The following is a 13,554-nucleotide window of genomic DNA, read 5'->3' on the forward strand; positions in this document are numbered from 1 at the left end:
GGGGCTATCCTGCGCGACCCGCAGGTCGACGGCGCTTGCCTACCGTTCGCAAGGATTTCTTCCTCGATCCGAAGGATCGGCTGACCGAGCAGGAACGGGCGTTGATGACGTCCATGCTCGCCGATTTGCTTGGCACGATCGCGGAGGAAATTCGCGCCTCGCTGCCGATCGGTTTCGTCGCCGCGAACGATGAAGACGGCCAACAGCTGCTCCGCGAGTTGACCGACGCCCAGTTGCTCGATCATGTCGAGCTGATCGCCCTGCTTCTGCGCCGGGCGGATGAAGAGCGTATTTCCAATGCCATCCGCGTCCGCTCAAATCCGCGCGGTGGTTTTCTTCAGGCTTTGATCGCTGACGATAATGAGGCGATTTCTGCCGCGGCGATGGCCTTGATCCTGGCACGCGGACGGCGCCGGAACCGCTTGGGCCAACCGGGTATCGAGTTCGAGGACCTGTCGGACGATCTTGCGAAGGCGCTTGCCCTGTCGGTCGCCGCGCAGATCCGTCGTCACGCACCAGGCGTCGCGTCGAGAGAAGGTCATCTTCCGTTTGGCACCGCCGCCGAGGTCCTATTGAGATCGCGCGACCCACGGAAGGCGGTCGACGGCCTTACGGCAGTCCTAGTCGGCGCCCTTAGCAAAGCGGGCTATCTCGACGAAAACCTGCTGGAAGTGGCCGCGGACGAGGGCGACGTCGCGTTCCTGTCCCATGCTCTCGGGGAGCGGGCGGGCTTCAGCGGCGCTAATGCGTGGGATTACCTGGCGGATGGGAGCGATGGCCGCCTCGTCCTGCTCCTCAGGCTCGCCGGAGTGTCCCGCGAGTTTGCTGCAAAGGTTTTGGCCTTGCTTGGCGACCTCGTTGGCATCGCAGATCTTGGCGTCGAACTTGGCCGCTTCGATGCGCTAGACGAGGCCAAGGCGCGTTCTGTGCGGGAATGGCTTCAGCTCGATCCGGCATACCGATCTGCGCTGAGGACCTTGGGAAGCGATCATGGCGACCGCGCCGTCTGATCGTGGCCCGGTGCGCGGGCGTCTCGACGAGCAGGACCGGCTGATTTCTGCCGATCCTGATCTTGTTGCGCTTCAAATGGAGGCGGGATCCCACGTCGGATCGCAGCTTGCGCTTCCGCAGATTCTGTCGATTGCCCGCCTGGCAAGGAAGCTCGGCGTACCGATCTACCGGAACGCCATTGCGGCGGGATCGAACCAGGACGTCGAGCTCTGGGTCCGGGCCACGCCCGAAGGCGAAGAAGTCTCGCTGGTGCTCGAGCGCTGGGTCTATCGCGCGGCGGCCGGTCCACGCCTCGGCACGCTGGTTCCGCATGAGCAACACATCGAGATTGGAGCCGCGCCCGACGAATGGGCGGTCAACGAAGATCTGGCGATCGTCTCGATGTCGTCCGGATTGGCGGAAAAGCTTGGCACCACGCCCGAAGAGGCAATTGGCAAGCCGTTGACGCGCTTCCTGAAGCTTGAGGAGAACGAGGACGGCGAATTGCCGCTGCTGGTGGCGGCAACCTCGCGATCCGAATTTGAAGGTCAGCGTGCCCGGCCCCGGCAGGGCAGCGACGATGTGATCATGCTTCGGGGTGTTTCCGTAACCTCCACTGACGGCAGGTTCGCCGGCTTTCAGGGCGAAGCGTCCGGTGAAGGCATGGAGTCGCGTGCTTCGGCAGTGGACCCCGCTTCGCAGCTCGACGAGATGATCGACGAGGCGCTACGCTCGCCGCTCGACCGCATCATCGAGAGCGCCGACCGTATCGTTCAGCAGTCCGAAGGCCCGCTGCGCAGCGATTATGCCGACTATGCGGGCGACATTGCTGCCGCTGGTCGCCACCTCCTCTCCGTCATTCGGTCGATGAACGGCGAGGGAGAGCAAGACCGCGACCGTGTTGACCTTGTTGCGATTTCCACGGAGGCGATCGGCCTGCTGGAGCCGGCGGCGCGGGCGAAAGGTGTCACCATCGTCTCCGAACCCAGCCGGCAAATCCCCGCGCATGGAGACCGCCGCGGTGTCGTGCAGATCCTGGTCAATCTTCTCGGCAATGCGGTCCGTCATTCGCCCGACGGCTCAACGATCACCATCACCTTCGACCGTTCGGACGGGTTTGCCCGGGCGCACGTCGCCGATCAGGGACCGGGCATCGATCCCGAAGACCAGCAGCGCATCTTCGAGCGGTTCGAGCGCGCCAAAGGCACCGAGGGCGGATCGGGCCTCGGCCTGGCAATCGCTCGCCGTCTCGCTCACGCAATGGGTGGCGAGATCAGCCTTGAAAGCGAACCGGGGCAGGGCGCCCGGTTCACCTTGTCACTGCCTTCGGTCTAGCGCTGGTCGCAGGGGACGTAGTCCCGCTGCGTCTCTCCGATATAGAGCTGCCGCGGACGTCCGATCTTCTGCTCGGGGTCGGAGATCATCTCGTTCCACTGCGCAACCCAGCCGACTGTGCGCGCCAAGGCGAAGAGAGCCGTAAACATATCCGTCGGGAAGCCGATCGCATTGAGGATGACCCCCGAATAGAAGTCGACGTTCGGGTAGAGCTTCTTTTCAATGAAATATTCGTCGTTAAGCGCGATGTGCTCGAGCTCCTTGGCAACGTCGAGGACCGGGTCGGAAATGTTGAGCTCCTTGAGAACCTCGTCCGCCGTCGCCTTCATCACTTTCGCGCGCGGGTCGAAGTTCTTGTAGACGCGGTGGCCGAAGCCCATCAGCCGGAACGGATCGTCCTTGTCCTTGGCTCGGGCGATGTATTCGGGGATCCGCTTCACATCACCAATCTCGCGCAGCATGTTCAGGGCCGCTTCGTTGGCGCCGCCATGGGCGGGACCCCAAAGGCAAGCGATGCCGGCCGCAATGCAGGCAAACGGGTTCGCTCCCGACGAACCCGCCAGGCGAACTGTCGAAGTCGACGCATTCTGCTCGTGGTCGGCGTGCAGGATGAAGATCCGGCGCATCGCGTTCTCGATGATCGGATTGACCTCGTAGGGCTCGGCCGGAACACCAAAGGTCATGCGCAGGAAGTTGCCGGTGTAGGACAAGCTGTTGTCCGGATAGAGAAATGGCTGACCGACCGAATACTTGTAGGCCATCGCCGCAATCGTCGGCATCTTCGCTATCAGTCGGTGCGAAGCGATCATCCGCTGCTGCGGGTCGGTGATGTCCGTGCTGTCGTGATAGAACGCCGAAAGCGCGCCGACGACGCCGCACATGATCGCCATTGGGTGCGCGTCACGCCGGAAGCCGCGATAGAAGGTCGCCAGCTGCTCGTGCAGCATGGTGTGACGGCTGATCGTGTAGACGAAGGTGTCCAGCTCATCCTTCTTCGGCAGATCTCCGTGCAGAAGCAGGTACGCGACCTCCATGAACGTCGACTTTTCCGCCAGCTGATCGATTGGATAGCCGCGATGGAGCAGGATGCCCTTTTCGCCGTCGATGTAAGTGATCGCGCTCTCGCAGCTCGCCGTCGAGGTAAAGCCGGGGTCGTAGGTGAACATCCCGGTCTGGCCGTAGAGCTTGCGGATATCCACGACGTCGGGTCCGACCGAACCCTCGAGCACCGGATAGGCAAAGTCTCCGGCCGGGGTCTTTAGAGTTGCGGATTTATCGCTCATTCGTTCGGCTCCAACATTTGATCTTCAATTCGCGCCAGGCTTTCGCTCTTGCCGAGGAGGGCCAGCACGTCAAAAATTCCAGGGCTCGTGGTCCGGCCAGTCAACGCGGCGCGCAGCGGCTGAGCCAGCTTCCCCAGCTTTAGGTCCTGCGCATCAGCTACCTCGCGGACAGACTGTTCGAGGGCGTCATGGTTCCATTCGACGCCCGCGAGCGCCTTGTACGCATGCGAAAGAAGGACGCGGCACTCAGGCGTGAGAAGCACTGATGCCGCTTCATCAAACTGCAGCGGGCGGCTGGCGAACAGGAACTTTGAAGCCTCGGCGAGCTGATTGAGATCATGCGCCCGCGCTTTCAGTTCCGGCATGGCCCGAAGCAGCAGTTCCCTTTGCCCATTGTCCAGGCCGAGCTTCGGGGCAACCAGCTCAGCCAGTCGACCGTCCTCGGCTTCGCGGATGTAGTGCCCGTTGAGGTTCTCAAGCTTCTTGAAGTCGAACCGTGACGGGGATTTTCCGACATTGGCGAGGTCGAACCACTCGATTGCCTGCTCGCGGCTGATGATTTCGTCGTCGCCATGGCCCCAACCTAGGCGCAGCAGGTAATTCGAAACGGCCTCAGGCAGCAGCCCAAGCTCGTCGCGGTAGGCGTCGACACCGAGCGCCCCGTGCCGCTTGGAAAGCTTTGCACCATCGGGTCCGTGTATCAGCGGAACGTGCGCATAAATCGGCTCGGGCCACCCCATCGCGCGGATGATCGCGAGCTGGCGGAATGCATTGTTGAGGTGGTCGTCTCCGCGGATGACGTGAGTCACGCCCATGTCATGGTCGTCCACAACGACGGCCAGCATGTAGGTCGGCGTTCCGTCGGACCGGAGAAGCACGAAATCGTCGAGTTCGACGTTTTGCACCGCAACACGACCCTGAACTCGATCTTCGATGACGGTCTCGCCGTCGCGGGGTGCCTTGAGGCGGATTACGAACGGGGTCTCGCCTCGTTCGTCGGTGACTTCCCGCCAGGGGCTTTCGATGCGGAACGGTCTCCGCTCGGCCTGCGCCTTCTCGCGCTGCGCAGCGAGTTCCTCCTGCGTCATGTAGCAGCGGTAGGCGTGTCCTCGGTCGAGCAGCTTGCGCGCCACCTCCGCGTGACGAGCCCAGAACTGCGACTGGTAATATTCGTGACCGTCCCAATCGAGGTTCAGCCAGCGCATCCCGTCTAAAATGGCGTCTATCGCTTCCTGGGTTGAGCGTGCTTTGTCCGTATCTTCGATACGCAGCAGGAACCTCCCGCCGTGGTGGCGGGCGAACAGCCAGTTGAACAATGCCGTCCGTGCCCCGCCGATGTGAAGGAACCCGGTGGGGGAGGGAGCAAATCGGGTGACGACGGGACGGGCTTCGGTGGTCAAATTATCTCCGCTTGCGCTCGCTCGCGCTTTCCTCTTTGGTCCATTGTGCAATGCAACGGATGGGCGCCCCTAACATAGGGAGTGCGCATCTTCCACAGCATGCTCGGGGCTATTGGAAGGCGCGTTTTTCCGCGTCGCGCGAGGAGGTTGAGCGCTTCCTCGAGCGCGAACGCGGCCAGCTGCCGTTATGGCTGGTCGCCAGCTTCGGCATGGGCATCGCCTTCTGGATTGCGCTGAATGGGCCGAGAGAGTGGCTCGCAGTCATTTGCCTTGGAGCCGGCGCGGCGGTTGCCGGCTTCTCATTCGGCACCGGTCGGTTGGAACGGGCTGTGGGTTGGGTTGGTCTCGCCGCCGCAATTGGCTGCGGACTCATCTGGCTGCGCTCCGAATGGGTCGCCGCACCTCGGCTCGATCGCCCGAAAGTCGTGACGTTCGAGGCCGTGATAACCCAGGTCGAGCAGCTTCCGGCCAAGGGCGACATACGCCTGACGGTATCTCCTCTCGACGAGAAGCTGCCGCCGCTCGTGCGGGTGTCGCTGAAGGCCGATGGAGCTCCGCCCGGCATCGCAGCTGGCGCCAAGATTGCCCTCAAGGCCCGCCTAGCGCCGCCGCCGCCCATGGCGTTGCCCGGCACTCACGACTTTGCGCGGGATGGGTGGTTCAAGGGCTTGGGAGCTGTTGGCAGGGCGCTGAGCCCAGTCGAAGTGCTGCAATCCGCCGAGCCTGGCTGGCTCGATTCGCTCCGTGATCGCCTCGATCGCCATATCCGCGAGCGGCTTCCGGGGCCGTCCGGGACAATCGCCACTGCGCTTGTCACCGGCGACCAGAATGCTGTTTCGGAGGAGGACGCGGACGCGATGCGGCGGAGCGGCCTTGCGCATTTGCTCTCGGTCAGCGGGCTGCACATTGCCGCCGTCGTCGGGGCGGTGATGTTTCTGGCACTGAAGCTGCTCGCGCTCAGCGAGCGGGTCGCTCTCCGGTTCAATCTCGTCCTGGTTTCGGCTGCGGCGGCTGCCGCGGCGGGAATCGGCTACACCCTCCTGACAGGCGCACAGGTTCCGACAGTGCGAAGCTGCGTCGCTGCCTTGCTGGTCCTTGGCGGAATTGCCCTCGGCCGAGAGGCGATCAGCCTGCGGCTCGTTGCCGTCGGCGCCTTGGCCGTCCTCATTTTCCGGCCTGAAGCCCTGGCAGGCCCGAGCTTCCAGTTCAGCTTCGCGGCTGTGACTGCGATCATCGCGTTGCACTCTTCCGGCTGGGGACAGAACCTCCTGATGCGCCGCGACGAAGGTCCGTTCGCCAAGGCCGGGCGGACCCTCGTCGGCATGATCCTCACCGGCCTGGTCGTCGAAGTCGCGTTGACGCCGCTGGCCTTGTACCACTTTCACAAGGCCGGGCTCTTCGGTGTCGCCGCAAATCTCGTCGCGATCCCGCTGACGACGTTCGTTATCATGCCGGTGGAGGCCGCGGCTCTCGTTCTGGACCCTATCGGCCTTGGAACGCCTTTCTGGTGGGCGTCGGACAAGGCGCTCGCGGTTTTGCTATCGATCGCTCACACCGTCGCCGGTGCGAAGGGCGCGGTTGCGACTTTGCCCTCCATGCCTGCCTGGGCCTTCGCTTCCATGGTCCTCGGTGGCCTCTGGTTCTTCCTCTGGACGACCGCTCGTGTGCGTTTGCTCGGATTGGTTCCCGTCGCGGTCGGGGCTGCCGCCGCTGCCGTTGCGCCATCGCCGGATGTGCTGATCACCGGCGACGGTCGGCATCTGGCGATCGTCGCCCCGGATGGAACGCCGATGATGCTTCGCGATCGGTCCGGCGATTTCATGCGCGATCTGGTGAGCGAGGCATCGGGGTTCGACGACGAGCCCGGACTGCTCGCAGAATCATCGATCGGGTCCTGCTCGCGCGATTCCTGCGTGGCCGTCCTGAAGGCCGGGGCGCGGAACTACCGCCTGCTGGCAACGAGATCGGCGAACAGCATCGACTGGAAAGCTCTCACGGACGCTTGCGCAGAGGCCGATATCGTCGTGTCGGATCGTTGGCTTCCGAAAAGCTGCACGCCGCAGTGGCTTAAGTTCGACCGAAAGTCGCTTGTTGAAACGGGTGGATTGGCCATCTTCCTTGATGACCAGCCCCGTGTCGAGACGGTGTCCCAGCGCGTCGGTGATCACCCCTGGGCCGAGTGACGCTCCTTGCGAACTCGGCTATCGTCGAGCGTCGCGGAATTGGAGACGTGATATGCCGCAATACGTGATCGAGCGTGATATGCCCGGCGTCGGTTCGCTAGGGCAAAGCGATCTCAAGGGGGCGTCCCAGACCAGTTGCTCGGTCCTTCGAGAACTCGGGCCAGAAATCCAGTGGGTGCATAGCTACGTCACCGACGACAAAATCTACTGCATCTATCGCGCGCCCAACGAGGAAATCATTCGCGAGCATGCCGAGCGCGGCGGCTTCCCTGCCAACAAGATCAGCGAGGTTCGCAACGTCATCGACCCGACCACCGCTGAATAGGCTAATCCGCGGTCTGCCAGACGGCGAGTTCGCTTCCCGACGGATCGATGAAATGGAACCGGCGACCGCCCGGAAAGGCGAAAATGGGCTTGGCGATAACGCCACCGGCTTTCGATACTGCATCGAATGCGGCTTCGAGATCGTCGACACGAATGACGGGCAAGGGCGCGGACAAGGCTTCTTCGGGCTGACCGTTCAGGCCGACGTCCACGTCACCGGTGGTCGTGGCGGAGTAATCCGGGCCGTAGTCGGTGAACGCCCAGCCGAAGGCCTTGGCGTAGAAGCCGCGCGTAAGCTCGTAAGCCGTTGCGCTCGGCAATTCGACGTAGTCAATCCGCGCCGCCGACATCAGTAGCGCCGAATGAGGCCAGCGAGCCGCCCCTGAATGCTGACCCGGCTCTCATTGTAGCGCTGCGGCTCGTAGCGCGCGTTGGCCGGATCCAGGCGAATGGTTTGACCTTCGCGTCGATACGTCTTCAACGTCGCCTCCTCATTGTCGATCAGCGCCACCACGATCTCTCCGTCGCGGGCCGTATCGGCTTTCCGGATCAGTGCGAAGTCGCCGTCGAGGATGCCTTCCTCGATCATCGAATCCCCTGAAACTTCAAGCGCGTAATGTTCGCCCGGGCCGAGGAGTGCTGCGGGAACCGCAAAACCCTCCGTTCCCTGGAGGGCTTCGATCGGCGTGCCGGCGGCGATGCGGCCGTGCAGAGGGATTTCAATCGTGTCGTTGGCTGCTGCAGGCACGACCGGGCGTGGAGCGGGCGCGGCAGGGGCCGACGACTCCGGAAGCTTCAAGACTTCCAAGGCTCGCGCCCGATTGGGCAGGCGGCGGATGAACCCACGCTCCTCAAGAGCCGAAATCAGACGATGGACGCCCGACTTGGACTTGAGGTCGAGAGCTTCCCGCATCTCGTCGAAACTCGGCGAAACGCCGGAGTCGTTGAGACGGGTGTTGATGAAGCGGAGCAGTTCGTGCTGCTTGGCAGTTAGCATCGCGCGGCCAATCCCCCTGGAACAGACAGGGAACGTGTAGGCAACAAAATGTTAGCCGTCAATACGACCGCAGACTTTAGCTACCGGTGCTCGTGATCCGTGCTTTCGACGCGGTGATTGCCTTCTCGTTCCGCTTCACGCCAACCGTCTGGCGCATGGCGTTGGTGAACTGCGCGCCATACTCCTCCGCCAGCGCTTGCTGCATTTCCTGCTGGGTACGTCCGATGAGCGCGGGCTGGTTCAACGCATTCCCGGGAATGATCTTGTCCACCTTGACGACGTAGAAGCCTTCGCCCTGACCGCCGGCGACCAACCGCGATTTGCCTTCACCGAGGATGAAAAGCATCGCCAGGGGAGGCGGGACCTGGCCCTGGAACTGGCTCAGCTGGATGCGCCGCGCATTCACCGGCTCGACCTTCACGGCCACCGGAGCGCCCTTCGATGCGTCTGCGAGCGAGCCCTTGCCGACCTTTGAAGCAATGGACTGGGCGAGCTGCTGCGCCCGTTGCGATGCCTGGCTGGCGATCCAGTCTTGGGTTACGCGATCGCGAATGCTCGCCAGCGGGGCCGGGGCAGCCGGAATAACCCGCGCCGGCGCGACCAGGACATAGCCGCCGTCATTCGGAAGCGAATCCACGACGGGTTCATCGCCCTCACCAAGCTCGAAACCGGACTTGAGCGCGGGCGCGAGATCTGCAGGGAACTTGTAAGCCGCATTGGCCGGCGACGTTCCCGACGCAGTCAGCGGCGGGGTCTCGATCGGGGTCAGCTTGCCAGCAGCGGCGGCCTCGGGGAAACTCGCGCCACCATCAAGGGCGTCCTGAACCTTGTCGACGATCGCCTCGATCGCTTCCTTGCGCTTGTCGGCGACCAGCTTCTGGACAATCTCCGGACGAGCTGCCGCCAGCGACTTGCCGCCTTCACGCTCGATCTTGTCGATCCTCACCACGTTCCAGCCGTTCGCGGTCTGGATCGGGCCGATCGTCGCGCCTTCCGCAGCAGCGAATGCCGCCCCGGCGACATTGGCTCCGGCGGTGGCCGTGAACTGCTCCTTGGTCTGGGGGCCGACGGAGATGTCTTCGGGAGTGAAACCTGCAGGCGCGGCCGCCGCAGCGAACGTCTGCCCGCCGCGGATTCGCTGGACGATAGCGTTGGCCGTCGCCTGATCCGGCGCGACGGCTTGCGTGATGACACGCGTCTCCTTGGATCCGTAAGTTGCGCCGTTGGCCTTGTAATAGTCGTCGATCTCTTTGTCGCTCGGCTGGACGTTCGTTACTTGCTCCGGACCGATCTTCGCGATTCTGAGCACTCTTTGTTCTGGGACCATGTAGCGCCGCTGGTTGGCGGCGTAATAGCGATCGATGTCCGCGCTGGTCGGATTGAGACCCTGGCGGAACGCCGCAGTTGGGACGAATGCCACTTCGCCCGAGCGGCCTTCCAGGAGGATCGACGCATAGGGCGTCGCCATGCCGACCGGCGCCTTCGCGTTCACGACGACCGGCGCGATGATCAGCTGCTGGAGAAGGCCGCTGCTGACGATCATGCGGACTTCCTCATCGGTCATCCGCTGTTCGCGCAGGAAGTTCTGGTACGATGCGTCGGTGAACTTGCCTCCCAAGCCTTTGGCTCCGGGAATGTTCGCGATTTGCGCGTCGACGAGACGCTTCGACAGAACGGACCCGAACTTGTGCGCGAACGCCTCGACCGTCCTTGCGTCGATGACTGCATTCAGGAGAGGGTCCCAGTCGGCCGCGATGCTAGCATAATCAGCGGACGGATTCTGCTGTCTCGCCTGCGACAGGCGGCGCTCCATCGCCCGGCTCATGTCACGGTCGGTGACCGTCTTCGATCCGATCTTCACCAGGGTATCGCTGCTTCCCCGGAAGCCGCCGCCCGAGATCACGCTCTGGATATCGCCCATCGCGAACCCGACGAGGATCAGGATCAGGATGATGCCCATGATGGCAGTTCCGACGGTCGATTTTGACAGTCGGCGGAAGGAAGCAAGCATTGAGGCTCCGCGCGAGGCCGATGTGAAGCCGCCGCTTTAGGTCGCGCTTTCCGGGCCATCAAGCGCCCGCTTCCAACAATCGGTGACGAAGGGTAGTGCCGTCGCTTCTCGAGGTCGGGGGCAGCAAATGACGCGTCGGAAATATGTGGTTGGAAATTGGAAGATGCACGGCGTGTCTTCCGACTTGGGAGAGATTCACAGCATCGCGGCCGGGTCGGCTTCTGTATCGAACGTCGATGCTGCCCTTTGCTTGCCTGCGACCCTTATCGAGCGGGCCGCGCGGTCCGAGAGTATCCTCCCGATTGGCGGACAGGACGTGCACTGGGCGGACAAGGGTGCGCACACGGGGTGTATCTCTGCTGCGATGCTGCTCGATGCTGGGGCAAAGCTGACGATTGTCGGCCATTCGGAACGGCGCGAGGGCCAGCATGAATCGAACGAGGAAGTGCGGCGGAAGGCCGAGGCCGCGCTTGCCGCCGGGTTGGACGTAATCCTCTGCATCGGTGAAAGCCTGGGCGTCAGGGAGGCAGGGCAGGCCGTCGGAACGGTGCAGGCTCAGCTTGATGAGTCGCTCCCTCACGCCGAGGAGGCCGCGGCCGCTATCCCGAGACAGTTTGCGATTGCCTACGAGCCGATCTGGGCCATCGGGACTGGGAAGGTCGCTTCATCCGCCGACATCGGCGAAATGCATTCGGCGCTGCGCGATCGGCTGGTTGCCGCGTATGGAGATGCCGGGAACGAAATTCGCATTCTCTATGGAGGGTCGGTCAACGCCTCTAACGCCGCGGAGATCTTCGCGGTGGATGATGTCGATGGCGCGCTAGTCGGCGGCGCCAGCCTGACGACGGAGAAATTCCTGCCCATCGTCCAGGCCGCTTCCGCGGCCTGACCGCTCAAGCATTGAAACTCCGCGGAGCGACCGCTAGATGCCCGCGGCATCCTCCTGAAAGGCCGAAATGTTCAAGTTCCTTCTGATCGTTCAGACGCTCGTCGCCGCTTCGCTGGTCGGCGTCATCCTGATGCAGCGCTCGGAAGGCGGTGGGCTTGGCGTTGGAGGCAGCTCGTCCGGCTTCATGACCGCTCGCGGCGCAGCCGACTTCCTGACGCGCTCGACTGCGATCCTCGGCGGTCTCTTTATCGTTCTATCGATCGTGTTGGCCGCGATCGCCGGTACGACGCGTGAGCCGACCAAGGTCGACACTTCGCTTGCCAACCAGGTCGCTCCTGCACCCGCGCCGGCGACTGCGCCCGCAACGCCGCAGCAGCAGCCGGGCGCTCCGACGTCGAACCAGGCCGAGCCGGCGGTTCCGCTCGCTCAATAGCGAGCTACGAACAGTTTTTTTTTCGCTGGCCGGGTTGCGCGTCGCGGCGTTTCACCCCTAAGCCCCAACTCCCATGGCGCGGTTCATATTTGTCACCGGCGGCGTGGTCTCATCGCTTGGTAAGGGTCTCCTCTCAGCCTCTCTCGGGGCATTGCTTCAGGCACGTGGCTTCAAGGTCCGCATCCGGAAGTTCGACCCCTATCTGAACGTCGATCCGGGGACGATGTCGCCGTATCAGCATGGCGAGGTCTTCGTGACCGACGATGGGGCCGAGACCGATCTCGACCTCGGTCACTACGAGCGTTTCACAGGCGTGTCGTCCCGGCAGTCGGACAATATCACGACCGGGCGCATCTACCGCGACATCATCGCGAAGGAACGGCGCGGCGACTACCTCGGCGCGACGGTGCAGGTCATTCCGCACGTCACGAACGCCATCAAGGAGTTCGCGCTCGCCGATACCGACGATGTCGACTTCGTCATCTGCGAGATCGGCGGGACGGTGGGCGACATCGAAAGCCTGCCATTCATCGAAGCGCTCCGCCAGCTCCGCAACGACCTCGGCCGCGACCAGACGGTCAGCGTGCACACGACGCTGGTGCCGTGGATCAAGGCCGCAGGCGAGCTGAAGACCAAGCCGACCCAGCATTCCGTGCGGGAGATCTCCAGCCTCGGCGTTGCACCCGACGTCCTGCTCTGTCGCACAGAGAAGCCGATTCCCGAGAGCGAGCGGGCCAAGATTGCTCTGTTTTGCAACGTGCCGGCATCGGCGGTCATCCAGGCGCTCGACGCCCGGTCGATCTACGATGTGCCGTTGCAGTACCACAAGGAAGGTCTGGACGATGAAGTCCTGAAGGCCTTTCGCATCGACGATGCGCCGCCGCCCGACCTGTCCCGCTGGGACGATATCATGGACCGGCTCGACAACCACGAGGGCGAGGTCACCATCGGTGTCGTCGGCAAATACGTCGGCCTTCCCGACGCCTACAAGAGCCTCAACGAGGCGCTCGTCCACGGCGGAATCGCCAATCGCGCCAAGGTCCACATCCGCTGGCTCGACGCGGAAATGTTCGAGCATCCGGACGCCAATCTCGCTGCTGAGCTGGAACCTCTTCACGGCATCCTGGTCCCGGGGGGGTTCGGTGAACGCGGAAGCGAGGGCAAGATCGCGTCGGTGCAGTTTGCCCGCGAGCGCAACGTTCCGTTCTTCGGCATCTGCCTCGGCATGCAAATGGCCTGCATCGAAGGCGCCCGGAACACGGCCGGCATTGCAGAAGCTTCGACCACCGAGTTCGGTGAGACTCCCGAACCCGTTGTCGGCCTCATCACAGAGTGGATGAGCAAGGAGGGCCTTCAGGCTCGAGCGGAAGGTGGCGACCTTGGCGGGACGATGCGGCTCGGAGCCTATCCGGCCAAGCTGGATGGCAACAGTGTCGTTCGCGGCATCTACGGGCAGGACGAGATTAGCGAGCGCCACCGCCACCGCTATGAGGTGAACAGCCACTACAAGGATGCGCTGGAGAAGGGCGGTCTCGTCTTCTCCGGAATGTCCCCGGACGGTCGTCTCCCGGAGATCGTGGAGCGTCCGGACCACCCCTGGTTCATCGGCGTCCAGTTCCATCCGGAGCTGAAAAGCCGGCCGTTCGAACCGCATCCGCTCTTCGCCGGCTTCATCGAGGCCGCGCTCAAGCAGTCGCGTCTGGTTTAAT

General features: G+C 63.3%; 12 protein-coding genes. 7 read left to right on the forward strand and 5 right to left on the reverse strand.

From position 1 onward, the window contains the following. Window positions 1-35 precede the first annotated feature (35 nt). Both ABD928_RS14910 and ABD928_RS14915 read left to right on the forward strand, forming a co-directional pair. On the forward strand, window positions 36-1,010 hold the full coding sequence (locus tag ABD928_RS14910; protein ID WP_187713919.1) for a DUF2336 domain-containing protein: 975 nt from the start codon (window positions 36-38) through the stop codon (window positions 1,008-1,010). Further along, window positions 991-2,325 (forward strand): sensor histidine kinase, encoded by a 1,335-nt coding sequence (locus tag ABD928_RS14915; RefSeq protein WP_345169995.1) that lies wholly within the window; start codon window positions 991-993, stop codon window positions 2,323-2,325. Before ABD928_RS14910 ends, ABD928_RS14915 begins: the two co-directional genes overlap by 20 nt. Here the strand turns inward: ABD928_RS14915 and ABD928_RS14920 are convergent. Both ABD928_RS14920 and gltX read right to left on the reverse strand, forming a co-directional pair. Then, a complete protein-coding gene (locus ABD928_RS14920; RefSeq protein ID WP_345169997.1) occupies window positions 2,322-3,608 on the reverse strand; it encodes a citrate synthase in 1,287 nt (428 codons plus the stop codon). The genes ABD928_RS14915 and ABD928_RS14920 overlap by 4 nt on opposite strands. Next, window positions 3,605-5,008, reverse strand: a complete 1,404-nt coding sequence (gene gltX / locus ABD928_RS14925; RefSeq protein ID WP_345169999.1) for a glutamate--tRNA ligase — start codon at window positions 5,006-5,008, stop codon at window positions 3,605-3,607. The genes ABD928_RS14920 and gltX overlap by 4 nt, the downstream gene beginning before the upstream one ends. A 59-nt stretch (window positions 5,009-5,067) precedes the next feature. On the opposite strand from gltX, the gene ABD928_RS14930 reads away from it, so the two are divergent. Together ABD928_RS14930 and ABD928_RS14935 are read left to right on the forward strand one after the other, a co-directional pair. Next, window positions 5,068-7,191, forward strand: a complete 2,124-nt coding sequence (locus ABD928_RS14930; protein WP_345170002.1) for a ComEC/Rec2 family competence protein — start codon at window positions 5,068-5,070, stop codon at window positions 7,189-7,191. Window positions 7,192-7,243: 52 nt separating this feature from the next. Then, the gene (locus tag ABD928_RS14935) at window positions 7,244-7,516 is read left to right on the forward strand and encodes a DUF4242 domain-containing protein (protein ID WP_345170004.1); all 273 of its coding nucleotides are present in this window, start codon (window positions 7,244-7,246) and stop codon (window positions 7,514-7,516) included. A gap of 1 nt (window position 7,517) precedes the next feature. Here ABD928_RS14935 and ABD928_RS14940 read toward each other — a convergent pair whose 3' ends face one another. The 3 genes from ABD928_RS14940 to ABD928_RS14950 all read right to left on the reverse strand — a co-directional run bounded on the left by ABD928_RS14940 (window position 7,518) and on the right by ABD928_RS14950 (window position 10,523). After that, window positions 7,518-7,865: a VOC family protein gene (locus ABD928_RS14940; RefSeq protein WP_187713923.1), complete on the reverse strand. Its 348-nt coding sequence runs from the start codon at window positions 7,863-7,865 to the stop codon at window positions 7,518-7,520. Then, window positions 7,865-8,512, reverse strand: coding sequence for a transcriptional repressor LexA (gene lexA / locus ABD928_RS14945; RefSeq protein WP_345170006.1), 648 nt, complete (start codon window positions 8,510-8,512; stop codon window positions 7,865-7,867). The genes ABD928_RS14940 and lexA overlap by 1 nt, the downstream gene beginning before the upstream one ends. Window positions 8,513-8,588: 76 nt before the next feature. Further along, on the reverse strand, window positions 8,589-10,523 hold the full coding sequence (locus tag ABD928_RS14950) for a peptidylprolyl isomerase (protein ID WP_345170008.1): 1,935 nt from the start codon (window positions 10,521-10,523) through the stop codon (window positions 8,589-8,591). 127 nt (window positions 10,524-10,650) lie between these two features. Here ABD928_RS14950 and tpiA point away from each other — a divergent pair, with 127 nt between their 5' ends. From tpiA to pyrG, 3 genes are all read left to right on the forward strand, one after another. Next, a complete protein-coding gene (gene tpiA / locus ABD928_RS14955; RefSeq protein ID WP_345170010.1) occupies window positions 10,651-11,412 on the forward strand; it encodes a triose-phosphate isomerase in 762 nt (253 codons plus the stop codon). A 67-nt stretch (window positions 11,413-11,479) separates the two neighbouring features. Continuing rightward, on the forward strand, window positions 11,480-11,845 hold the full coding sequence (gene secG / locus ABD928_RS14960; protein WP_187713927.1) for a preprotein translocase subunit SecG: 366 nt from the start codon (window positions 11,480-11,482) through the stop codon (window positions 11,843-11,845). A gap of 73 nt (window positions 11,846-11,918) precedes the next feature. Next, on the forward strand, window positions 11,919-13,553 hold the full coding sequence (gene pyrG, locus ABD928_RS14965) for a CTP synthase (protein ID WP_345170013.1): 1,635 nt from the start codon (window positions 11,919-11,921) through the stop codon (window positions 13,551-13,553). Window position 13,554 lies beyond the last annotated feature (1 nt).

The organism is Sphingomonas daechungensis (assembly GCF_039543105.1).
Classification (GTDB): domain Bacteria; phylum Pseudomonadota; class Alphaproteobacteria; order Sphingomonadales; family Sphingomonadaceae; genus Sphingomicrobium; species Sphingomicrobium daechungense.